Origin of the sequence: Mesorhizobium sp. M1A.F.Ca.IN.020.03.2.1, assembly GCF_004023205.1 — a bacterium.
Taxonomy (GTDB): domain Bacteria; phylum Pseudomonadota; class Alphaproteobacteria; order Rhizobiales; family Rhizobiaceae; genus Mesorhizobium.
Genome location: NZ_RZSV01000086.1, coordinates 1 through 22,161, shown reverse-complemented (window position 1 = coordinate 22,161; position 22,161 = coordinate 1). Strand labels below are relative to the sequence as shown.

20 protein-coding genes and 1 pseudogene are annotated in these 22,161 nt (G+C 60.6%); 12 read left to right on the top strand and 9 right to left on the bottom strand.

Annotation, left to right across the window (positions count from 1 at the left end):
• Positions 1 to 159 precede the first annotated feature (159 nt).
• Complete coding sequence (locus EOA79_RS15895; protein WP_127335574.1) at positions 160 to 864, top strand: XRE family transcriptional regulator; 705 nt, start codon at positions 160 to 162, stop codon at positions 862 to 864.
• Between the two features lie 175 nt (positions 865 to 1,039).
• Here the strand turns inward: EOA79_RS15895 and EOA79_RS15890 are convergent, their stop codons facing one another.
• From EOA79_RS15890 to EOA79_RS15880, 3 genes are all read right to left on the bottom strand, one after another.
• Positions 1,040 to 2,179 carry a hypothetical protein gene (locus EOA79_RS15890; RefSeq protein WP_127216366.1) on the bottom strand — a complete coding sequence of 380 codons (1,140 nt, stop codon included), beginning with the start codon at positions 2,177 to 2,179 and terminating at the stop codon, positions 1,040 to 1,042.
• 437 nt (positions 2,180 to 2,616) lie between these two features.
• Entirely contained in the window at positions 2,617 to 2,964 is a 348-nt protein-coding gene (locus tag EOA79_RS15885; RefSeq protein ID WP_127216367.1) for a hypothetical protein, read from the bottom strand.
• Positions 2,965 to 3,532: 568 nt separating this feature from the next.
• Positions 3,533 to 4,294 carry a thermonuclease family protein gene (locus tag EOA79_RS15880; RefSeq protein ID WP_245479240.1) on the bottom strand — a complete coding sequence of 254 codons (762 nt, stop codon included), beginning with the start codon at positions 4,292 to 4,294 and terminating at the stop codon, positions 3,533 to 3,535.
• 550 nt (positions 4,295 to 4,844) lie between these two features.
• Between EOA79_RS15880 and EOA79_RS15875 the strand changes: the two genes are divergently transcribed.
• Complete coding sequence (locus EOA79_RS15875) at positions 4,845 to 5,438, top strand: outer membrane beta-barrel protein (protein ID WP_164747240.1); 594 nt, start codon at positions 4,845 to 4,847, stop codon at positions 5,436 to 5,438.
• A gap of 325 nt (positions 5,439 to 5,763) precedes the next feature.
• Here the strand turns inward: EOA79_RS15875 and EOA79_RS15865 are convergent, their stop codons facing one another.
• Both EOA79_RS15865 and EOA79_RS15860 read right to left on the bottom strand, forming a co-directional pair.
• Positions 5,764 to 6,621: a plasmid partitioning protein RepB C-terminal domain-containing protein gene (locus EOA79_RS15865; protein WP_127216370.1), complete on the bottom strand. Its 858-nt coding sequence runs from the start codon at positions 6,619 to 6,621 to the stop codon at positions 5,764 to 5,766.
• On the bottom strand, positions 6,618 to 8,183 hold the full coding sequence (locus tag EOA79_RS15860; RefSeq protein WP_245479239.1) for a recombinase family protein: 1,566 nt from the start codon (positions 8,181 to 8,183) through the stop codon (positions 6,618 to 6,620). The genes EOA79_RS15865 and EOA79_RS15860 overlap by 4 nt, the downstream gene beginning before the upstream one ends.
• 61 nt (positions 8,184 to 8,244) lie before the next feature.
• On the opposite strand from EOA79_RS15860, the pseudogene EOA79_RS15855 reads away from it, so the two are divergent.
• Both EOA79_RS15855 and EOA79_RS15850 read left to right on the top strand, forming a co-directional pair.
• Positions 8,245 to 8,499, top strand: a pseudogene (locus EOA79_RS15855) (type II toxin-antitoxin system HicB family antitoxin); the annotation flags it as partial.
• Between the two features lie 182 nt (positions 8,500 to 8,681).
• Entirely contained in the window at positions 8,682 to 8,999 is a 318-nt protein-coding gene (locus EOA79_RS15850) for a YMGG-like glycine zipper-containing protein (protein WP_095800226.1), read from the top strand.
• A gap of 22 nt (positions 9,000 to 9,021) precedes the next feature.
• On the opposite strand, the gene EOA79_RS15845 is transcribed toward EOA79_RS15850, so the two are convergent.
• Entirely contained in the window at positions 9,022 to 11,025 is a 2,004-nt protein-coding gene (locus EOA79_RS15845; protein ID WP_245459130.1) for an HWE histidine kinase domain-containing protein, read from the bottom strand.
• 276 nt (positions 11,026 to 11,301) lie between these two features.
• Here EOA79_RS15845 and EOA79_RS15840 point away from each other — a divergent pair, with 276 nt between their 5' ends.
• From EOA79_RS15840 to EOA79_RS15820, 5 genes are all read left to right on the top strand, one after another.
• Complete coding sequence (locus EOA79_RS15840) at positions 11,302 to 11,916, top strand: methyltransferase domain-containing protein (protein WP_127335115.1); 615 nt, start codon at positions 11,302 to 11,304, stop codon at positions 11,914 to 11,916.
• 154 nt (positions 11,917 to 12,070) lie between these two features.
• On the top strand, positions 12,071 to 13,333 hold the full coding sequence (locus EOA79_RS15835; RefSeq protein ID WP_127335119.1) for a diguanylate cyclase: 1,263 nt from the start codon (positions 12,071 to 12,073) through the stop codon (positions 13,331 to 13,333).
• Between the two features lie 139 nt (positions 13,334 to 13,472).
• Positions 13,473 to 15,011, top strand: coding sequence for an ATPase domain-containing protein (locus EOA79_RS15830; protein WP_245479180.1), 1,539 nt, complete (start codon positions 13,473 to 13,475; stop codon positions 15,009 to 15,011).
• Between the two features lies 1 nt (position 15,012).
• Positions 15,013 to 16,467, top strand: coding sequence for an HWE histidine kinase domain-containing protein (locus EOA79_RS15825; RefSeq protein WP_128311104.1), 1,455 nt, complete (start codon positions 15,013 to 15,015; stop codon positions 16,465 to 16,467).
• A complete protein-coding gene (locus EOA79_RS15820) occupies positions 16,464 to 16,835 on the top strand; it encodes a response regulator (RefSeq protein WP_127335116.1) in 372 nt (123 codons plus the stop codon). The genes EOA79_RS15825 and EOA79_RS15820 overlap by 4 nt, the downstream gene beginning before the upstream one ends.
• Before the next feature lie 29 nt (positions 16,836 to 16,864).
• Here the strand turns inward: EOA79_RS15820 and EOA79_RS15815 are convergent, their stop codons facing one another.
• Positions 16,865 to 17,116: a hypothetical protein gene (locus tag EOA79_RS15815; RefSeq protein ID WP_127216527.1), complete on the bottom strand. Its 252-nt coding sequence runs from the start codon at positions 17,114 to 17,116 to the stop codon at positions 16,865 to 16,867.
• 177 nt (positions 17,117 to 17,293) lie between these two features.
• The gene (locus EOA79_RS15810) at positions 17,294 to 17,623 is read right to left on the bottom strand and encodes a hypothetical protein (RefSeq protein ID WP_127335117.1); all 330 of its coding nucleotides are present in this window, start codon (positions 17,621 to 17,623) and stop codon (positions 17,294 to 17,296) included.
• Positions 17,624 to 17,787: 164 nt separating this feature from the next.
• Here EOA79_RS15810 and EOA79_RS15805 point away from each other — a divergent pair, with 164 nt between their 5' ends.
• The 3 genes from EOA79_RS15805 to EOA79_RS15795 all read left to right on the top strand — a co-directional run bounded on the left by EOA79_RS15805 (position 17,788) and on the right by EOA79_RS15795 (position 20,512).
• Positions 17,788 to 18,300, top strand: coding sequence for a hypothetical protein (locus tag EOA79_RS15805; protein ID WP_127216525.1), 513 nt, complete (start codon positions 17,788 to 17,790; stop codon positions 18,298 to 18,300).
• Positions 18,301 to 18,335: 35 nt separating this feature from the next.
• Positions 18,336 to 18,983 (top strand): hypothetical protein, encoded by a 648-nt coding sequence (locus tag EOA79_RS15800; protein WP_127216524.1) that lies wholly within the window; start codon positions 18,336 to 18,338, stop codon positions 18,981 to 18,983.
• Positions 18,984 to 19,216: 233 nt separating this feature from the next.
• The gene (locus EOA79_RS15795; RefSeq protein ID WP_127216523.1) at positions 19,217 to 20,512 is read left to right on the top strand and encodes a tyrosine-type recombinase/integrase; all 1,296 of its coding nucleotides are present in this window, start codon (positions 19,217 to 19,219) and stop codon (positions 20,510 to 20,512) included.
• Between the two features lie 280 nt (positions 20,513 to 20,792).
• On the opposite strand, the gene EOA79_RS15790 is transcribed toward EOA79_RS15795, so the two are convergent.
• Positions 20,793 to 22,161: alpha/beta fold hydrolase (locus tag EOA79_RS15790; RefSeq protein ID WP_128293088.1), on the bottom strand; the 1,369-nt coding region annotated here is incomplete at its 5' end.

Below are 22,161 nucleotides of genomic sequence, written 5' to 3'. Positions count from 1 at the left end.
GGCGGATACCCAGATGCGAGGCGAGCGCGCCTAATCCGCCAACCTTGGCGGCAGCGATTCTGACGATTTCGATCATGGGCAGATGGTAGGTATTACCTACCTACTGTGTCAACAGGCAATCGCTTGCAAAAAAGTAAGCAATAATTACTATGCTTCGGCATGATCGCGACCATACGCACCGACTCGACGACACTTGGCCAACGCCTGCGCCAGGCGCGGGAGGCTGCAGGCCTGACGCAGAACGACGTCGCCGATCACTTCGGCATCAAGCGTGTCTCCGTCACCCAATGGGAGGCGGACACCACCCGCCCTTCGATGGAGCGACTGCCCGAGCTTGCCGCGCTGCTCAAGACCGATGTCGCCTGGCTGCTCGACGCCTCAGGCGCAGCGCCTCTACCGATTGTACGCGAGCCGAAGCCAAGAGCTGCAAGAACACCGATCATCCCCGGCGACGAGCTGGTCGGCGGGCGCGACCTGCCGATCTATGCCGCCGCGATGGGCGGCGAAGGCCACATGATCGTCACCTTCGAGGCGATCGACTGGGTGAAGCGGCCGGCGGTGCTGCAGAATGTCCGCGGCGGCTATGGCATCCTGGTGCGCGGCGAATCCATGATCCCGGCCTATTGGCCCGGTGATACCGCGCTGGTGAACCCCCACTTGCAGCCGGCGCGGGACTCGGACGCGGTGTTCTTCCACACCCCGCCCAAGGAGCGCGGCGACGAGGAAGCGATCATAAAGCGCCTAGTGGGCATGAACGACCGCGAATGGACGCTGGAGCAATACCGGCCGGCGAAGACGTTTACCGAGAGCCGCGTCGACTGGCCGATCTGCCATCGGGTAGTCGGGAAGTACAACGCGCGGTGACGAGCGTACACGCCGCGTAGCGTGAGGCGGGCACGGAACATCAAACCGAAAGCCAAGGGAAATGGGTTCTGATCGGCCCAGGCGAGCAGCAAGATCCGAACAACACTAGGCGCGAAATTCGCCCGCTCCCATCAGCCGCACTGCAACCGCGGGAATGTCTTCCCCAGTAGCGACATTATCTGTCGTAGACGAATACACAGTTATCAAGAGTAGATAACGTATTCAATGGAGCCCTCTCAAGAGAACTGTCTATAAACTCATCGCAAAGTATCGTCATAAGCGAGCTTTTGTTGATTTCCTTCATCCATATATTTGGATAATATCTAGACAACATACCAATTATATATAGACCAACGTAAAAATACCCAAATTCATTCAGGAACTCACCGTTGCCAACGAAGTAGAGGTTATCAACGGTATCAGGGAAGATTTCAGGAGAACTGCTTGGGACGTCGAACAATTCCTTCGTGACGGTGAGCGTAAAGGCAGCTCCTGATTGGACCGGGGTAATAGATAAGCCTTCAAAATGCCGTGGATGGTAAGCAAACCTTTCTAGAACCGGCTGGAGCAAATCATTATGGCACGGGTGAACAATGACCGTTTTTCGGGCACTTGCAACAATGCTATCCTCTCCGTAGGTCAATTTGTCAGAAATTATCCCACGTACAAGCTTCGACTTTATAGGTGACGAACTTAGGCTTAGGAATAGTCCAGGAATATGCTGCAAGCATTCAACAAGGCTTATTGGTCGGTTTGGCATCTTAATCGAGGAAAGGGGCATTAATTCCGAGCTTATGTCGTATCGAGACTGCCCAAGGTGCCCGGGAATATCTAGACTCCGCTTCAGATAGTGTGGAGAGTGGGCCGCGTATCTTCGCCAAAGCCCAAACAGTCCTGTCAGGGTACCGTTCTTATCGAAGTCTGGTGATGCGCCAGAGGCTTCAAGTGAAACCGCCTGCACGAGAGACAACCCGTGCCTGTGGAATTTCCCGTGGCGAGCGTCAATAGCGTCAAGGCCGTTTCCGGCCCAAAGAATTACTGCGTTTGCCAGCGCGGTTATGCTGTAGTACGCTTGCAATGCTTTGGTCGATAGTCCACTCGCTTTCGATGATTGAGAGAATTCGTATGCCTGCCTAAGGCAGTACGCCAGCTGTTCCATTTGCTTTTTTAAGTTAGGCCGCTGCTTTGAGGAGACCTCGCGTTCCAACATCAGCCGGTCAACCGATGCGAGAGCGTCTTGGAACTTTCGGAGCCCCCTCCACGCAAAGTCATATGCACTGCTCTGTGCGATCTGAACGACAGCGGTCCTCTTCAATGGTACCCCACAGGTGAAGGTTGCGGCGATGTTGTCGGTGCCACCTACGACTTTGCGATGGTTAGGCCGGATGGCTGGCCGTTTTCGATCTCCTTAGCGCGCCCGCCTCGGTCGCTAAGGCTTTGAGCTTATACCGCTTCGCCCTTCACCGGCTGTGGCCGGATACTTGTAAGCAACGTAGCCAAACACCGCCGCGCAAACGAGGTCAATCGGCATCCAAGTCGCCCGAGACAGGAACACAGGCAAGAATGGATTGAACACTAAGGCGACAAAGAACAGGCCGTAAGCCCATTTCTCCTCACCCGCTGATCTCAATTTGACGCCGCAATAGATGCCTGCGGCACATACGCCTAGGCGCAGCACCTGATAATACCCGTATGGCAAGGAAAGGATTGCGATGACGAGGGCAACGGAGGCGCATATAGCGACGGGCCTCGTCATCCTCGTGCGCGCTCCGCAAATCCTCCAGCAGCCGCAACAAGAAGCCCAGCTATCATAAATGCGAGACCGGGGAAGAAGACCGGCACAACTATCCAGACCGGCCACTCCCAGGCGTAGTATGCACCATAGCCACCAATGATCATCGCAGCGGCGATGATCGGGCCCGAGCGAAACATGATCACGCTGACGAAAAATAGGACTGGTACCCACCAGCCGGTCCACCCGAACCATTCAGCGGCGCCGGCCTCAAAAGCGACGGTGTAGAAAGCAAGCGCTCCCAAACCTATCGCCATAGCCCCGAAGACACCGACGACGCCGAGCACTGACGTAACGAAATTTTTCATAGTTGATTCCCCCGGACCCGCGTTTAGGATTACCCAAGTCTGCGCTTATAACAAGGACTTTGTGAGTCCTGGGAAGGTTGCTTCTGATTCTGCTGCGCACGCTGAGAGGTTTACGGGATGCTGATCAGCTAAGTCATTTTTTTTGGGGAATGGCTAGCAAACATCGAAGCAGTGCATGAGGTTATCTTCGTGACTATCGAAAGCCTGATTGTGATGAGCGCTCTGCTACTGGCAAGGCAGAAAAGTAGCTCACTCATTTGTGCTGTTTTGTATGCTTTGTCCTACTTCGGAGCATTCCTATTATAGGCAGCTACATACGATATGGCATGCATGCTGCCGCCGATCTTTTGATCGCCTGACCGCTATGGGGAAGCGATCTTGTGGGTTTCGGGCGTAACGAGCTTTGCTGTGTCGACCTACCGTATTTCTTTGAGGCGGTGGCCACCAGATTATCGCCAACACCATTATGATCTGAGCGCCGCGCGGAACGACAGAGAGTGGTCCCGATCGGTGGACGAAAAATAGTGTGGGAGAGGAAGCCGACTTCTCCTAGAGGGGATTGCGCAGGCTATCGCCTGGACCGCCTCCAACCTGCGGCGGCGGCTTCGGCTTCCGAGCAGAACCAGCGCTCGCCCTTGGCCTGGTTGATGACGGTGACGCTGTAATATTTCTGCCCGGGCACGTGGTAGATCCGCTCCCCGTCCGCCGAAATGTTGCCCTTGATGTTACAGCCGACATTGCCGCCGCCGAGTGCGAAAGTTGGCGTCGCCGGCGCCTGCACATCGTCACTGTGCTGCGCCCGCCAATCCCAGGGTGCCTGGAAGCTGCCGACCCATAGGCCCAGCTTCGCTGCCTGGGCCTTGGCCTCTAGCGCGGCATAGGCGCCGCTGCTGTATTTCGGCCAGTCCAGCGCCTGCCCGTGCTCGACCATCCAGGCGGCCACATCAGCCCCGTCGGCGCGCGTGCAGTTGCCGACAAAGCGCCCATAGCGGTCCCATGTCACGAACACGCATTGCACCGGCCTGGAGGCCGCCAGGAATTTGTCCAGCGCTTCGGCGGAGCGGCGGCCGCAGGGATATTCGAACCCCCTAGCATCGTCGCAATATTGGCGGCTCTCCGGCGCGTCGATGCCGTTGAAGCGCACGCGCTGGCCGTGGATCTCGATCGTGTCACCGTCGATCACCGAGCCGACGCCGGCGACTGATAGCGGCCTCGGCTTGATGATGTTCTGCAGGTTGATTTCCGGAAGCGATCCGCTGTTGTGCATCACGAATTGTGTGAGCAAGGCAGAAAACGCAGCCACCGTCACGAGCACAAGACGAAGCGGCACGCTTGCCCATCGCCTGGCGCGCGATCGTTTCGTGCCAGTGCGCCGACGCCACTGGCCAGAGCGGTTGTCGTAACGGGACTTGTCGATCCCGATCACATCGCGCCGCCCGGGCGGCTTTCGGCAGATCGGCCAGCACAGCTCGACACCGGGAGCACACTCGCCGCGGCAAAATCTAGTTTTACATACATTGAGGCATCCCCCGACACCGAAGACGATAGTGCTCCATTTGTATTTGGCTGTCGAATCCGCTTTAGCGCCTGAGGGCAGACCAGCAGAATTGCCCAGGCGGAGCCGACCTATCGGCCCGTGAGACCTGATCCAGCCCCCGCTTGTTCCATGGGCAGGTGGGGCGCGAGACCCATAAGAAGTCGCGATCAGAGTGTCAGTTATCCACCGGCCGACCTCAGAACCACTGCACCGTGATATTTTCGCAACAGCAATTCGGCGCGCTGTGCGGTATATCTCGAGTCAACGTAAAATTGCGGTGGGACAAAACATGAAATCTCTTTTGCTTGCTTGCGTATTCGGCCTTGCTGTCTGCGGCCCTGTTATGGCGGCCGATATCGTAGAACCGGCTGTGACAAGCGAATGGACATGGCAGGGCGCTTATGCCGGTGCCTTCGGTGCCGGAACGCTCGAGCACTATAACATCCGCGAGCCCGACATCGGCAGCGTGACGCACAACGTAGGCTCGCCGACGATCGGCGGTTTTGTCGGCTACAACTTCCAGTCGGGCAACATCGTCTACGGCGTTGAAGGCGAGTTGGGCTACCGGTTCAAGAAGGGCCACTTCCACGACGTGCCAGGCCCTGGCGACCTCGACGAGTCGCTCGGTCTCTTCGGCTCGCTCAAGGGCCGCGTGGGCATGGACCTGGGCGGATACCTGCCCTACCTGACGGCGGGTGTAACGGTGTCGGACTTGAAAACCGACGCGGTCGGCTTTGCGGAACGGGACGGAACGATCGTTGGCGGGATTGTCGGGGCCGGCATCGACGTGCCGCTGACCCACAACGTCTTCCTGCGCGGCGAGTACGACTTTTCCTTCTTCGGCAAGAAGAGCTTCGATTATTGCGGCGGCGGTTGCGTGCTGGAGCACAAGGTACAGGCTCACGACTTCCGCGTCGGCATCGGCCTGAAGTTCTAGCCGTAGCAAGCGAGTTGAGTTTAGAACGCCGGCATCGCCCGGCGTTCTTCGTTTTAACGGCCCGGGCTCAAGTGGCTTGGCCGTCGCGGCCGCTAATCGATCAGCTTCACAAGGCTCGCCGGACAACGTGAAATACGAATACACGGTCATCGACAATCGGATCGTGGTCGTGGACCTCGAAAGCTATACGATCGTCAAAGTTCTCGACTGACGGGTGCATCCTGGCGGGAGCGCCGCTCCGGTGCCCCGTCAGCGCAAGAGGACGGTTCTCAGCGAGCTGAAAACGTCTGACAAGAGAAGCGGGTCCTCGCGGGGATTGGAGAGCTCAAATCCACGCGCTTTGTTCAGCGATAGGTGCACGTTTCTGAAACCCACTTTCGCGAAAGTCGAGCAATTCCTGATACACCTCAAGGTGCCCGGCAAAATTGCGCGCCATAAACCGCACTAGCGCGGGGTTGTTCAGCAATTTGTCAATATAACCGATAACGGCGATCAGGTTGAGCACTGTTGCGCCATGTGTGCTGGCGGCGCTCAGATATTCATGGCTGACCTTGGCCAGGTCAGTTTGCATGTCAGCCAATTGCGTCGGGGAGATGCCCTCATATTGCTTTCTGGGCGCAAAGGGATCGGTGAGCTGCGATCGTGGTGTGAGCGCGATCAACACTCTCGCCACCCGAAATTGCACCCGGTCCAACGCTAGCATGAGACGCACGATTTCAACCTGCCGGCTCGGCACGACCTCTCGCAACAAGGGGAAAATCTTCAAGGGGGCGCCGAAATCGTTCAGGAGGTCGAGAGCCTCGAGACAGACACCGCCGACAAGCTGCGGCTCGGCTGTGCACAACGAGGCTTGCTGATCCTCAGAACGGGAATTCGGTCCGCCGCTTGGCGAACCGTGCGTCAAGATAGAAGGCAGCGTTGCGAGATCATGCGCCTGCAGCAAGGCGCGGAACGACGCGTTGGCCAGGATCTGACCGGTGGCATTGACGACGACTTGCAGTTGATGCCGCACTGCGGCGGCTTCTCTGATGAAATCCTGCATCCGATCGAATTGGCGTTTATAGGTCCGCAAGAATGCCGGGCCACGCAATGGATTCTGCGGCGCCTGCAAATTGCTCGTCAGACGGGTGGCATGCCGGTTGTTCTCGACGAAGCGACGAAGCTCGGCCTTGGTTACTATCACGTGATCGCCGAAATCGATTCTCGTCTCGCCATCTCCACGACAGGATCGAGCGAAGCGAAGAGGAAGGCATCAAGGCGCACGCCGTTGTTTGCGTTGAGCATGCGAAGGGCGGATTGCGCTTGATGCGCGGGCGCAATGAGGAAGTCACGAACAGTTTGATGATCAGGCTCCATTCTGATCAAAATCGTCACATCTGGCCCAACGAGACCGCGGTTCCAAAATATCCAGCGTGGATAGCCGGTGACGATAATCCGATAGCGCGCGATCCATATCGCGATGGAGAATTCGTCATTGACGCACAAAAGCTTTGTTTTGGGATCGTACAGTGCCGAACCACCGACCTTGTCAATGTTCGACATCAATTCCTCGACGACTTGCTGCCGGATCTGTTTGAGCCGGTTGCTGACATCGAGTTTCCGATAGTTCGCCGAGGCGTCGTATCCGATCAACTGGTAGGCGGCCCTCATGCTTCCAAATCGGTGCGCGTAAATGGAGGCTGAATGACAGAAGGGGGCGGCGTCTATGATTGGGCTCGACAGCTTCCCCCGCTCTTTCAGGAGCTTGGTCAGATCGGCAAGCAGCTCCTCATCGGGCTTAAGGTAAGCGCGCGCGCGCCTGATAGCTTGCGCACGATCGAAAAGCGCCCGGGTCACGAGCGGCTCGATGACAGCGTCGGCGCGAACAAATGCGCTTGGCGGATTTCTTACCCGGTCGTGTAGAAGCCTATGGGATACTCGATTCCAGACGTTGTTGCCGATGTACTTCTCGCTCGTCAGTATCGTGCCCACGCATGCTTTGGTCCATGGTCGGCCGCGTTCAGTAACCAGGCCGCGAGCGTTTAATGCAGTCGCAATTTCGGCTTCCGTTTTTCCCTTCGTCACGAATTGATTGAACATCCATCTTACGGTGGAGACCTCCTCTTTTGGCCCCGGCACCAGAATGACGCGATCGCTTGCCAGCCCTTTTCGCTCGTTGCGATGAAGCATCGCCTTGGGATTTCCGGAGCCGTCAACAAGAAGGCGCCTGAAGCCATAGCCGGCGGGGCCACCGCCGCTGAAACCCAGTGCGACTATCCGGCTTTGACCGGCGAAGACCCTGTTCGACAGCATGCGGCTGTACTCCGCGGCCATGCTGCGTTTGATTGCCTTCAGGACGTCGGACCCGATGCTCCCATCGTTCACGAACAGCTCGGCGCAGAACTCGATCCGCACTCCGGCCATCTGGCACCGGTATTCATAGGTGGCGCTTTCATCGGTATTCTGGAAGCGCCCCCAACGGCTCACATCGTAGACAACGACGGTTTCGAAATCGGCTCGCCGGCTTTCCACATCTTCCAACAGCTGCTGCAAGCCTGGGCGTCCCACGAGGCTGAGGCCACTTCGCCCGGGATCCTCATAGGTCGCAACAATGTCATAACCCATGACCTTCGCATAATTGCGGATCGCATCTCTCTGGTTGTCGATCGAGTAGATCTGCCTGTCTGTGGACATGCGCAGATACTCGGCCGCACGGATCCTTGGCCTCCCGAGGGGGCCGGCGGGAGCCGTTGCAGACTTGTCCATCTTGCACCGTCGTGCGGGTGTTCTAAGCTAGGGGCCGGCCGCAGCGCGGCAAGAGGAAACGATGCGCCAGTACATCGGGTTGATCCACAAAGAAGACGCCAGCGATTACGGAGTGTCCTTTCCTGACTTCCCCGGCGTCGTTACCGCCCGCGCTAGCCTCGGCGAAGCGCGCGACTTAGCCGAACAGGCTCTCGCCTTTCATGTTGAGGGTCTGATTGATGATGGCGAGGCGATCCCAGAACCTAGCTCTCTTGAACAGATCATGGCTGACGCCGACAATCAGGAGCTCGCGACCATCATTGTTCCATTGAGGACCCGCTGAAGGGTTACTGCCGAGAGGGTCGCCTTTGCCGTTTGGCAACCATGGCCTTCAACCACCGGGAAACCCTGACTCATTTCGTGAGCAGGCTCCGCCGCCGTTCCGCCGCAATGCGAGCCCACTTCGGCCAGGTACGCCCCTGTTTTAGTTGGTCTTTGGGGCTTGAAGGAGTTCTGGAGATGATGATCAAGAAGGTTTTTGTGGCGGTGCTGATGACCGCGGCACTTGCCGGATGCGAGACCCAAACGGAGGGCCAGCAGCGTGCCACCACCGGCGCGCTGATCGGCGGCGCCGGCGGCGCACTGGTCGGCCAGGCGATTGGCGGCAACACCAAGTCGACGGTGATCGGTGCGGCAAGCGGCGCGCTGCTCGGCGCCGTCGTCGGCAGCGCCACGACCCCGCAGCGCCGCGGCGAGCAGCTCTGCCGCTATCGGGACCGCTACGGCCAGATCTACACCGCGCCCTGCGACGACCGGTATTACCGCGGCGATTATTGATATCGCCGATCGGCTGATCTCCTTACTTGGGGAGATCAGCCGGCAAGGCTTCGGTCCCCGGTGGAACCGTCCCCTTCCCACGATCGAGGCTCACGCGAAAAGCGCAATGCAGACCTGACTGTTCGTAGTTCAAGGTAACGCCGTCGCCGCCCTCATACTCGAATATCCTGTGCAGCAGCTCCGTGCCGAACCCACGTTTGCCACGGGCAACGGGCGGGCCACCTTTCTCATGCCAATCCAGTTCAAGGAACCGGCTCGTCTCGCCTTCCACGACCTTCCACGAGATCGAGATCGATCCCGTCGAATTCGACAGTGCTCCATATTTGATGGCGTTGGTCGTGAGCTCATGAAGGGCCAGCGCGAGGGAGAGCGCGATATTCGCAGCCAGCCAAACCTCCTCGCCGCAGAGATCGAACCGGGCAAGCGGCGCGTGGGGCTCGATCGACGCCGCGATGAGGGTCTGGAGATCGGCGCCGCTCCAGTTCTCCCGAGTAAGGAGATCGTGCGCCTTGGCCAAAGAGATCAACCGGCTGGAAAGTGCCGCTCCCGCCTGGGCAAGGCTGGTGGCGTTGCGGATGGTCTGCCCCGCTATCGCCTGAACCACGGCCAATGTGTTCTTGACCCGATGGTTCAGCTCCTTGACCAGCAGTTGACGCTGCTCCTCGCCGCGCTTGCGTTCGGAGATGTCGAGACTGATCTGCACCGCGCCGATAATTGAACCTTCCGCGCTGCGGATAGGCCGGGCGCTGGAAAGCAGGTAACGTTGCTCCCCCGATGGCAGCTTGTAGGCGAATTCTTCGCTGTCGGTTTCTTCGCCGCGCATCGCCCTGCTCAGCGGGCGATCCTGCCGGCTGACACTTTGGCCGTCTTTATAGGCCAGCGTGTCGATCACGAGTTCAGGCCTGCCGAAGGTTTTCCGAGACTCTGTCGGCAGCCCCATCAATTCCGCAGCGAACCGATTGCGTATCACCTGGCGGGCCTCCGGGTCATAAGTGAACCAGACCGCTGCGGGCACCGTTTCCAGAACTGTTTCCAACTCGCGCGTGCGTTCCGCGATTGCGCGCCCGGCTTTGATCATCGCCTGTGCAACCGAGTCGAACTCGGCGACAGACGTCGACATGGGGTCGACCTCGCCCCCTGCGCCGAGCGCATCGGCGCGCGCGGCGAGGTCCACTGTGGCCTTGGTGAAGGTTTTACCGACCACGTAGCCCAGAGCCAGCGAAACAAGCAGCGCGGTGAGGCCTGTTGCGCCAATCTGTGCGAGCGACCACCACAGAGGCGCCTGAACATCTGAGAGCGGAACATTGGCGGTGTAGAACCAGTCCGAATACGGCGATCGGTAGTAACCGGCCAGCAGCGTGGTGCCTTCGAAATTGCTGGACCGGAAAGTACCGGAGCGGCCGACGATCTTATTCACATATTCGGGCAGACCCGGCCTGCCGGTCCACTGATCGTGCAGCTTCGATCTCGCAACGTAATTGCCCTCACGATCACCGACACCGACCGTCCACCCTTGCGGTACAGCTGGCAGCATGACGAGGCGAACACGCTCAGTCGGGACCGACATCGAAAGCAGCAGCGGCTGGCCTTTTGAGCCCGAGACTTGTCTGGTGACTGCGATGCGATATTCGTTCGATCCCGGCGCGGCGAACACGTTGCTGACCAGCACGCCAGCAAGATCCAGGTGCTCGCGCTCCTCGGGCGTCAGCGGTTCGGCCGAAGGCTCGGAGCCCTTGGCTGATTGCGTGCTTGCCAAGACGCGGCCAGCGAGATCACGCAGCGTGACTACCTGATCCGTACCCTGGACGAGGCGTCTCGCCTCGTTGGCAAAATCGGGCAGATCACCATTGGCGAGACCAGGAGACTTGGAGAGGCCATCGAGGCTCGTCTTGATGATTGCTAGCTCGCCGTCAACGATCAGCGACACCTGACGAGCAGTCCAAAGCGCCTCCTGCTCGATGCGGTGCTGCTCATGCAGGGCGTAGGCGACGAACAGGTAGGCAGCAAACAGCCAGACCGGCAACACGGCGGCCGCGATTAGTCCAAGCAGATGGGCTCGTGCCGATCGACGAGGCAAACTCGCGTCCCCTGTTTGTCCCAACGTTGCAACCATACCCCCAAGCTGACGAACGACAAGTGTGGATTAGCTCCCGCGCAAATATCGCGACTAGGCAGCGGCTTGGAAGGCGGCTGCACCTCATCGTCAGCGCACGACCCGAAGAGAGGCTGCGTTCGCTCGCGTCATTCTTTTGTACTCTTTGCGATGTAGCACCAGTTGCGGCGGGCTAAGGAGGAGGCCGAAATGACGACGAGCCTTGCCGGCGCGCTGAAGGACCGTGGCAAGCGCGCGGTGAAACGGCTGATCGGCTATGATTCGCGCAACTGGCTGCGCATTCGCCAGATCGAAGCTTTCACGGCCTTCCTCGAAGCGGCCAATCGCAAATCCCGCGACGTCATCGAAATCTCACCCGGCTGGAACCGCTACTGGCGGGCGATGTGCCCGAACTACCGCTCGGTTGATTTCCCCGAGTTCGACATCTGCCGCGACCGCACTGACGAGCAATTTTCCATTGTCATCGCCGACCAGGTGCTCGAGCACGTTCAGCGGCCGCTCGCGGCCGCCGCCAACATCCACGCAATGACCAAGCAAGGCGGCTGGGCGATGGTCGCCACGCCTTTCCTGTTCCGGGTGCATGCACGGCCGCATGATTACAACCGCTGGACGCCGGCGGGATTGAAGCAGGTCATGATCGAGGGCGGCTTCGCAGAAAATGACGTGCAGGTCTTCGGCTGGGGCAACAAGGCCTGCGCGAGGGCGCACATCGGCGGGCCGGTGCGGGCCTACGGCCTGTGGCGGGATCTCAGCAATGACGAGGAGTACCCGGTCATGGTGTGGGCATTCGCAAAAAAGGGATGAGCAGATCGCGGCTCAGGAGCTGATTGCCGTGCGATCGCCGCTGGAAATCAAATCTTCATCTTAACCAAGCATGCTAGCGCGCTCTTAGCGGCCCAATGGGTCAGACGAGTTCGACGATGAAGCATTCTAGAGCTTAGCGGCCGTGTCAGATCCGATGCACCTCGAGGGGCATGACAGCCCTGCCCTCGCCGCCGAAGTCGACCGGCTTCTGGCGCGCCGCACGCGCGACATCCGCCTAAAAGGCGAAATAAAGAACCGCTTTCGGGCACGTGTCTGGCCGCAAACGGCGAAAATCATTCGCTCTTGGATGACCTGGGTGGCCTTGCTTGACGTGCCAACCCTGGCGCTCAACATGCTGATGCTGCCAAGGTCTGTCGCGCACTCCATGCTGCTGCCGGGCGCCATCATCCCGCCCGTGGCAGTGGCCGTTGTTTTCGCCTGGCGAAAACCGCAGGCGGCCTGGCTGCAAGGAACCTCCCTGATTGCGGGCATGTTCCTCATCCTGCTGTCCGTCGCATTGGTCGGCGTAAGCGCTGGTGGCGAGTTCTATGAACGGCAATTGAATGTCATGCTGTTCGTTGCCATTACCGCCATCATTATCTTCGGTATCCCGCTGGCCTGGACGGTGGCCATCGCCGGGCTGGCGCTCGGGCTGTATCTCGTGTTTCAGCTGCAGAACCCGGCCATCGGCTTGGGAAGCGCCGTGGCTGCGACACTGTTCTTCGCCAGTGGTATCTTCGCAACCGTCGCCGCGCGACGCATCATGACAATTCTGGCTCAGAAGACTTTCCTGTTTGAGCTTCGCGATCGCCGCCGGGTTGCCGAACTGGCTAAAGCGAACCAGCGGTTGGAAACATTGGCAAGGACCGATCCGCTCACCGGCATCGCCAACCGGCGCTGGATGACGGAAACGCTCGGCCGCATCTGGGGAAGCGACAAACGCTGCCTTGACGGTGCCGCAATGCTCATGTGCGACATCGACCACTTCAAGAAGCTCAACGATCACCTCGGCCATTCCGAAGGCGACCGCTGTCTGGTCGAGGTCGCCCGAATTATCCAGGAAAACGTCAGGCGCGATCACGATCTCCTGGCCCGCTACGGCGGCGAAGAGTTCCTCGTGCTATTGCCTGGGGTGACCGAGGAAGAGGCGACCTCGGTGGCCGAACGCATTCGAAAGAGCATTGAGGCCGCAGCCATTCCCAACCCAGGGTCTCGCGTTCGCCGCGTCACCCTCAGCATTGGAGTAGCGGTTCAGAGCGCGGACCAGGCCATCTCACCGGAGCAGCTACAGCGTCACGCCGACGCAGCGCTCTATCTGGCCAAGCAAGCGGGCCGTAACCAGGTGCAACTCCACCACGCCGGAGTCAACCAGGAACCAGACCATTCGGGTCGGACGCTAGCAAGCTTCATTAGCTGACAACAAACGAAGTTGGCGGCCCCGGCCGCCCTTTCGGCCGAGCGGCAGACAGAGGAGCCAGGGGAACCAGAGCTTGGTTTTGCCGTTTTCGGTTGGGCGGGCCAGCGTATCCCGTCGCTTGCATGTGAGGGACGAAGACGTGGCGGCCAATGACATCGCTGAGGGGGAAATCTTCGGAGCGGAGGAGATAGGCACAGAGCGGGTGTCCACAGGCAGCGAAGGCCTCGACGATATCTTGGGCGGCGGACTCGATCCCGACAGGATGTATCTCTACGAAGGCCGCCCCGGCACCGGCAAAACAACCATCGCGCTTCAATTCCTTCTCCAGGGCGTGCAGCTTGGCGAGCGCGTCCTCTACGTCACCCTGTCAGAGACACGTCGTGAGCTGGCGTTGGTCGCCAAGAGGCACGGCTGGACGCTGGACGGAATCGAGCTTTTCGAGTTGGTCCCGCCCGAAACTTCTCTCGATCCCGAACGCGAACTGACGATCCTTCATCCGGCCGAAGTTGAGCTCAGCGAAACAACGAACCTTGTGTTCGAGAAGGTTGCGGCCCTCAATCCCTCGCGAGTCGTCTTCGACAGCCTTTCCGAGTTGCGTCTGCTGGCACAGAACTCGTTGCGGTATCGACGCCAGGTTCTCGCGCTCAAGCACTTTTTCGCCGCGCGCCGCTGCACGGTGGTGCTGCTGGACGACCTCTCATCGGCGGACTCCGATCTGCAACTGCACTCGATCTGCCATGGCGTGATCAACCTCGAACAGCTCGCCTTGGATTATGGGGCCGAGCGCCGTCGCATCCGCGTAATCAAAATGCGCGGTATTCGGTTCCGCGGCGGCTACCATGACTTCACGATCGTCAAGGGCGGGCTCAGGATCTTCCCGCGGCTTATTGCAGCCGAGCACCATACCAAGTTTGCGGGAGATCCCACTCCGACCGGCAACGCAGAACTTGACAAAATGCTCGGCGGTGGGATCGAGCGGGGAACCAATGCCCTCTTCATCGGCGGCGCCGGGGTGGGGAAATCGTCACTGGCTTTGACATTTGCGCTGGCTGCAGCCGACCGTGGCGAGCACGCCGTCTATTTCGCTTTTGATGAGGGACTGGGCACTATAGAGGGGCGAGCGCAAACGTTGGGAATGCCGCTGGAGGAGGCATTGGCCGCCGGAAAAATACGGCTCCAGCAGATCGACCCCGCTGAGCTGTCCCCCGGCGAATTCGCCGCAGGCGTACGGGCGAGCGTCGAGCGCGACGGTGCCCGGATCGTCGTGATCGACAGCTTGAACGGCTACCTCAATGCGATGCCCGATGAGCGCTTCTTGATCCTGCAGATGCACGAGTTGTTGACGTATCTCGGGCAGCAGGGAGTAACGACCATTTTGATACTGGCTCAGCATGGCCTGGTTGGCCCCATGGCTACTCCACTCGACATCAGCTATCTCAGCGACGCGGTGCTTATGCTGCGCTATTTCGAATTCGGCGGCTCGGTCCGACGGGCACTTTCTGTGGTCAAGAAGCGGAGCAGCAATCACGAGCATACGATCCGTGAATTCCAGCTGACGCCGACGGGCATTGCACTCGGTCCGCCGCTGACGCAATTCTCCGGTATTTTCTCGGGCACACCGATCTACAATGGCGATCAGGAGCTACCAACGGTGCGCGTTACCAGGGATCGGGGCTGACATGGACGGCAGCGCCGTCCTTGTGCTGGCTCCCATCGGGCGGGATGGACCGGCAGCAGTGGAAATTCTATCGCGCATCGGAATTGCGGCGATCGTGTGTGCCGACTTTTCCGCTTTGGTCACACGTTTAGGACCGCAATGCCTTGCCGTGATCGCCACGGAAGAAGGCCTGTTTGGCCGAGATATTCCCGCGTTGATCAGTTGGACACAGAACCAGCCGGTCTGGTCAGACCTGCCATTCATCATTCTCACGAGCCATCTGGCCCACCAACGGGCCGCCGCCTGGCGAGCCGATCTTGTTTCATCGCTCGGCAACGTTACGCTGCTGGAACGCCCTGTTGAGGCGATTACTCTGACCAGTTCCACGCGTGCAGCGCTACGCGGGCGTCAACGCCAATATGACCTTCGAAGGCTGCTCAGCGAACTGGAGCATGGAAATGAACGCTTCCGGTTGATCGTGGAAAACGCCCGCGACTATGCGATCATTTTCAGCGATCCGGACGACACCATCACCGACTGGCTGCCGGGCGCGGCCGCTGTGTTCGGCTGGAGCGCAGACGAAATGATTGGCAAGCCAACCTCCTCCATCTTTACGCCCGAGGACCAGGCAAATGGCGTGCCGGAGCATGAACTCAGCCGCGCTCGCTCCGACGGCGTCGCTCCCAATATTCGCTGGCATAAGAGCAAGAGCGGAGGGCGCGTTTTTCTTGACGGCCAGACGGTGGCACTTCGCAATGACGATGGAACTATCCGAGGGTTCTTGAAGATCGGCAAGGACATAACCGAGCGCAAGCGCAATGAGGAGCGCCAGGCGGTGCTGACCGCCGAGCTACAGCATCGCGTCCGCAATGTCCTGGCGACGGTCGCCTCCCTCGTGAAGAGGGGCGACACCGGGGGAACAACGCAGGAGTTTCGAGAACGGCTAAGCGGTCGCATTGCCGCGTTGGCGCGCACCCAGACCCTGCTTACACGCTGGGCCGGAGAAGGTGTCGTTCTGGATAGCATTGTGCGCGACGAACTGCTGGCACAAGCCGCCGATCCCTCGCGAATTTCAATCGAGGGGCCGCACGTCCTGCTCATGCCGAAAGCCGCTGAAGTGCTGACATTGGCAATCCACGAACTCGCCACAAACGCTGCGAAATATGGCGCTATTGGCGCGCCCGGTGGCCAAATCGCCGTGCGTTGGGAGCGCAGAGAGCGAAAAGGCCAAGACTGGCTGCAGTTCCACTGGAAAGAAAGCGGTATGGAGATCTCACCGCGTGGAGACATGCGAAAGGGATTCGGAACAGAGCTGATCACGCGTCGTGTCCCGTTTGAGTTGAAGGGCACGGGCGAGATGCGCCTGACCGCCGGCGGTCTTCATTGCCGCATTGCCCTCCCGCTCAAGCCGAGCGAAAGCGTCCTGCAAACTGACGTGCCCGCTGACCTCCTCAGTGCCAGCAGGAATAGTTCATGAGCGTCGAGCTGCTCGCCGGCCGTACGGTGCTGATCGTCGAAGATGATTTTTACTTGGCCGACGATACCCAGCAAATCCTCGAGAGTGCCGGGGCGTTCGTCTCTGGTCCCGTTAGCAGCCCCCAGGATGCCCTTGCCGCCATTTTGGAAGAAAAGCGACCTGACTGTGCACTGTTGGATGTTAACCTCGGCGGCGGGCCCAGCTTCGAATTGGCCTTCGCTTTGAGGGCGAGGAACATACCTTTTGTCTTCCTGACCGGTTATGACGCGGAGATCATTCCGGAAGAGTTTGCAAGCACTCCATGCCTGCAGAAGCCGGTGGAGCCCGCGAAGCTTCTTGCTACTGTTGCTGCTCTTCGCTCTATCTAGCCCACCGACGACTATGCCAATCCGCCGCTTCAACACGCAATGGCCAGTTCAGACTCGAGGAGCGGCACCGCCCCGTTGGCGTAGAGGATGACAGCATCCTCGAACTCTCCGGTGGAAGGATCCCCGGTCCGGCTGAACGCAACTACGCCGGCAGAGCTCGCCGCAAGCTTTTCTGCCAGTCGCAGAGCGTGCTCAATGTCCTGGACCTCTGTCGCGTCTCCAGGCGTGATCGCCCCTTTTGGCGTAAGCCTGAAACTCTGAACCACAAAATACGTGAGCAATGCCGCCTCCTTCGCCGCGTCAATCTGACTCAGCCATTGGAACAAAACAAGTACAAACCTGGCGGGCCAGTGCGACAAATCCACAGCCCAGGGCTGCAGAAGTAACCTACCTACCTTGACAGAGTAGGTAGGTGATACCTACTGTTTGCCCTTACGAACTGGAGAAGGACGGTGGAATCAGTCACTCAAGCGCAGCAGTCCCGCGATCCTTCCGCTTGGGCCGTACAGCATCAGCACTGCCGCGCAGGCGAGGTCTTCGCTCTTGCCCTCCCATGCCCGGACGGTTTCCTCAATCTTGCCCCGAACGGCCGCGGCAACCGTTGGGTCGTCGAGCTTGACGTCCTCGGCGGCGAGCATCAGCGCCATGGCGCCTTCGTTAATTTCCAGCTTCGGACAGATCTTGGTGCCGGCGATTGCCTGCCCGACATGGGACATAACGGCCAGTTGCCCATCGCTGTAGGCAAAGGCCGAACCGGTCAGGGCAAACAACGAGACGGCAGCTCGCACCAACATTCTCATCCAATACCCCCTGCCCGCAATGCGCGGTTTGAACGCTATCACAAGGACGAAGCCGTCGCGAAGCGGCTCGCTGCCGCTGCTTTCATTGCCGCCACCCTGTTCTGCGCCGCTGTCACGGCCGGCGCGCTCTGATTACCCCAAGGAGACCCGTCTTGCTCGATACAGTCCAACGTTCAAAAGCGCGCCGAGAGTTTCCGGAAGCTCCGGGCGAGGCCCATCCACGCTGCCTGGAAATGGCAGAGGCAATGCGCGATCTGTTTGCTGTTGGCGGTGGCGTTCGGCTTGAAGACTTGGTCGGGGCCGGCTTCACAAGCGCCGAAATCATCGAATTTCAGGACAGCGCCGCACGTCTGGCTTTGCTCGCCAGCACCAAGCAGATCACCATTCGCCCGGATCTGCTTGCGGACATGATTGAGAAGGCCCGGCACGCCGCGCCCAATCGGCCACCGCTGCCAGGCGGCGCGCACCCTACACAGGGCCTCATCGTGGCCTGGGGCCAGTATTGTGCCGCCCGTGCTGCCCTGCTGCTCGACCCCTGGTCGGGTCAACGCGAGCGCTGCATTTCCGTGCTGTCGGGCTATCTCGACCGGCTGCCGATCTTCCCGGCCGTTCGCTCGAGCGTTATCAACGCCGTCGAAGCAGCCATGCCGCAGGTGCACCAATGAGGCGCGCAAGCAAGGCGCTTGGCGGGAGACCCGCCATGATCCCAACGTTCAAGCCGGATGGGTCGGCCTTCGACCTCCTCGAACCGAAGGCGTCCGACATCAGCTTCGCCGATATGGCCAACACACTGTCCAAGCTCGCGCGGTTCAATGGTCTCTATCGCTGCCCGGCCTACTCCGTGGCGCAGCATTGCGTGATGGGTGCCGACGCGCTGTTCCGCGAAACCGGCGACGGCTTGGCCGCCGGCTATTTCCTTCTTCATGACGGGCATGAATACGCGCTCGGCGACATCACCAGGCCGGCAGTCGATCTGATCCAGCATCACATCTGCCGACTGGCGAGCGACGCGGGATTGGCTGCAGATTTCATCGACCAGCTCGCCCACCGCGCGATCGCGTCGGCCAAGCGCAGCATCGACCTTGCGATCTACCAGGCGGCTGAATTGCCCGATATCGACACCGTGCCGGCCTATGGCCGTCAGATCCGCGACATGGACAATCGCATGCTGGTTGCCGAGGCCGCGGCCCTGTTCGGAGCCAGGCCGAACAGCGCTTGTCTGCCGCGCGTTTCGCTGCCTCCGCCAAAGCTTGTCGGCGCAATCGGGCCGTGGGGCGCGATGAAAGCAGAGCATGCCTTCATCGACCGCCTGCAGCGCTATCTCGGCATCGCGGCGCGGGCCTGCTGAACGTGCAGTTTTCGCCATGAACACCAGCGGCAACGGCACTCCATGAACGGGTCCGATGAGTACACGGAAAACGCGCCGCTGCGGCTGGACATCGCGGCTCGGATTGCTTTCCCTGATGGCTCGATGGGCCCGGCCGGTTTGCGCAAGGAGCGCGACCGCGGGCGGCTAGAGACGGAAATCATCGCCGGCAAGGAATACACCACACTCGCAGCAATCGGGAGAATGAGAAAACTATGCCGCGTCCAAGCAAGGGAATTAGACTCGTCTGGCGGTCCGAGAGCCGAAAGGCCGACGGCAGCTTGCGCAGCAAGGCCGGCTGGTACATCGAGGACGCCGGAAGACGGCATCCCACTGGCTGCGGCAAGAGCGAGCTTGTTGAAGCTCAAAGGCAGCTCGCCGACTACATCAGCGAAAAGCATCAGCCGACGCGCCAGCGCAACCGCGACCCGGACCAAGTAAACATCGCCGACGTCATCAACGTCTATGCCGAGGACGTCGTCGCGCTCAATCCGTCGCAGAGCTATCGCAAGGAAGCGGCCGCGCGCCTGCTCGCCATTCTGACATTCTTCACCGGCACGGTCGCCGACATCTCAGGCGCGCTCTGCCGCGAATATGTCAACGGCCCGGCCAAGAAGGGCCGGATCCTGCCGACGGCGGCGATGGCACGCCGGCAGCTCGAGGATCTGCGCGCGGCCATCAATCACTATCACGCCGAAAAATACATCACGGCCGTGCCGAAGATCGTGTTGCCGGCGCGATCCGAGAAGGCCAAGCGCGCGCTGACGCGATCAGAAGCGGCGAGGCTGCTCTGGGCAGCTTGGCAGATGCGGCAGACCTGGAAGGGGCAAGAGAGCGATCGCCGGACGGGCCGGCACGTGGCGCGCTTCATCCTGACCGGGCTCTACACCGGTACGCGATCCGCCGCCATCTGCGGCGCCGCGACACGGCCCACAATGGGGCGTGGCTTCGTCGACCTTGAGCGCGGCGTCTTTTTCAGGCGAGCCGCCGACATGGTCGAGACCAGGAAGCGACAGCCGCCGGTCAGGCTGCCGGACCGGCTGCTGGCGCACATGCGCCGCTGGGCGCGTACCCCGGTTGACATCAAGACCAAGGGACGCGGCAAAAGCCGCACGATCGGCCGCATGATCGCGCACGAATTCATCGTCGAATGGGAAGGCGGGCCGGTTCGATCGGTGCGCAAGGCGTTCAAGTCGGCCTGCGAGATCGCTGGCCTCGGCTGGTACGAGCCGCGGATCGTCAAAGGCATCGAGACACAAGTCTTTGTCACAGATGTCACCCCGCACACGCTGCGCCATACCGCTGCGACATGGCTGATGCAGAACGGGGTCGAGCTTTCCAAGGCCGCGGACTTCTGCGGCATGACGGAAGCCGTGCTGCGCAAGCACTACTACCACCATCACCCCGATTTCCAGGCCGACGCCGCCGCGGCGATCACCGCCAAGGCGCCGGCGCCGCGCCAGAAGAGCAACATCGTCCGATCGGGTGTCTCCCACCTGAAACCCACCTGAAACCCCGGAAACAAACGTGAACAAAGGCCCCAAAAGCGGCCGATCATTAATGGCAAAAGCCCGGAATTCCGGGCTTCTTCTGGCAAGACAGCTTGTTCGGGACGATGGGGTCGCAGGTTCAAATCCTGCCACTCCGACCAGAACGAAATCTCCCGAAAGTCTTTAGTTTCCCTGATTATTCAAACCTTTCGGCTTCACGCAGAGAACCGTATCGCTGCGTGACGCTTCAAGACGCGACGCGCTTGCCGCGTGTCAATACTCAAGCCGATCTGATGATCCCCTACGGCGCCAGGAAGGAAGGGCTTGCCGTCGCGCGCACCGGCTCGGAACGAGCATAACCGTCACGCCTGATGCCGCCATGGTCGATCAGGCGAGCGATCACGGCGCGCCGTGCGTGATACGGCGTCAGCGTGTGGTCGGCATTCGGCAGCGAGACCCTGGTCACGCCGCGAATGCTATCGAGCCGCTCTTCCTCCGAGCCAAAATGGCGGGCGATCTCCTTGAGGCTCAGATCGCCTTCCGAGGTTACGAGGAGGACCCGCACGCCGCGGCCGCATAGGTCGCGCATCCAGCGTTCCACCCGCCGCTGTCCAAGCAGCGCGGCCGGATGCAGCATCGACAATGTGGACTTGATCGCCTCAAGCCCGCGCCGGACGATCAGCCGGGCGCATCGCGAAGCGATCCCGCGCCATGCGGCGTCGGCCGGCTCGCGGCTCTCCTGCCTGGCGGCAGCGTTCTGCCCGAGCACGGTCTTGGATGTCTCGTAAGTCTTCCAGACCGCCATCTCCAGCGCGTAGGAACTGTTCCAGGCGAAGCAGAGCGGGTTGATCATGGTCAGCATCCGTACCCGCCGATCGGCCCGCGCGGCGTGAAAAGCCTGAAACGCGCCGGCGCAGGTGCCGACCAGGCCGACCCCGGGGTAGCCGGCTCGCTCCATCCAGTTGATCGCACGACTTACATCATGGCGCGTGCGCCGGTCATAAAGGAACAGGCGCCCTTCCTCAGTCGGATCGCTGAGGCCAAGTCCGGGCAGGTCGACGCGCAGCGAGGCTACGCCTTCCGCCGCCAGGGCTCGCGCCGCTTCCACCGTGCCGCGCGCCCAGCCGACATGCGGCACGCCACCGGCATTGAGGAAGATCACCGGCTCGGCCGCGGTCTGGCGTTCGCGCGGTCGGCAAAGCACACCGCAGATCATCGGCGCCGGTCCGATCAGCACCGGGCTTTCCGTGTAATGCGGACCGTCCAGGATCTGCGACACATCGCGCGGCATGGCCTTTCCCGCTGCCGCTTCGCCGGCCTGGTCGGCGATCCAGGCGGCGCAGCGGTCGAGAGCGGCGGCCGGAATCCGGTTAGCGGTCGGGTCGCACATCAAGAGAGGATAGCCATCGAACTCGGCCGTCGCGATTTCCGCAGCGCCAGCCGAGTCGCCGCGCACCTCGTCGGCAGCCAGCGGCTTGCCGTTTGTAAGCACCAGCATCGGCAGGGATGGAAGGCCAGCCGCTGCATGCCGCCAATCGAGCGCCGAGAGATCAGCCAGCGTTTCATGCGAAATTCGGAAGCCGGCGGCCTCGCGCCCCTCGGTGAAAACCCCTTCGCCCGCCGAACGGCTGGCCAGCGGCGCGTCGATCATGCGCGACATGGCTGTGACC

Coding starts and splice junctions, on each gene's coding strand:
- EOA79_RS15795 (WP_127216523.1), top strand. CDS start 19,217: ATGCCGCGTCCAAGCAAGGGAATTAGACTCGTCTGGCGGTCCGAGAGC.
- EOA79_RS15800 (WP_127216524.1), top strand. CDS start 18,336: ATGATCCCAACGTTCAAGCCGGATGGGTCGGCCTTCGACCTCCTCGAA.
- EOA79_RS15820 (WP_127335116.1), top strand. CDS start 16,464: ATGAGCGTCGAGCTGCTCGCCGGCCGTACGGTGCTGATCGTCGAAGAT.
- EOA79_RS15875 (WP_164747240.1), top strand. CDS start 4,845: ATGGCGGCCGATATCGTAGAACCGGCTGTGACAAGCGAATGGACATGG.
- EOA79_RS15835 (WP_127335119.1), top strand. CDS start 12,071: ATGCACCTCGAGGGGCATGACAGCCCTGCCCTCGCCGCCGAAGTCGAC.
- EOA79_RS15860 (WP_245479239.1), bottom strand. CDS start 8,183: ATGGACAAGTCTGCAACGGCTCCCGCCGGCCCCCTCGGGAGGCCAAGG.
- EOA79_RS15895 (WP_127335574.1), top strand. CDS start 160: ATGATCGCGACCATACGCACCGACTCGACGACACTTGGCCAACGCCTG.
- EOA79_RS15840 (WP_127335115.1), top strand. CDS start 11,302: ATGACGACGAGCCTTGCCGGCGCGCTGAAGGACCGTGGCAAGCGCGCG.
- EOA79_RS15850 (WP_095800226.1), top strand. CDS start 8,682: ATGATGATCAAGAAGGTTTTTGTGGCGGTGCTGATGACCGCGGCACTT.
- EOA79_RS15825 (WP_128311104.1), top strand. CDS start 15,013: ATGGACGGCAGCGCCGTCCTTGTGCTGGCTCCCATCGGGCGGGATGGA.
- EOA79_RS15885 (WP_127216367.1), bottom strand. CDS start 2,964: ATGAAAAATTTCGTTACGTCAGTGCTCGGCGTCGTCGGTGTCTTCGGG.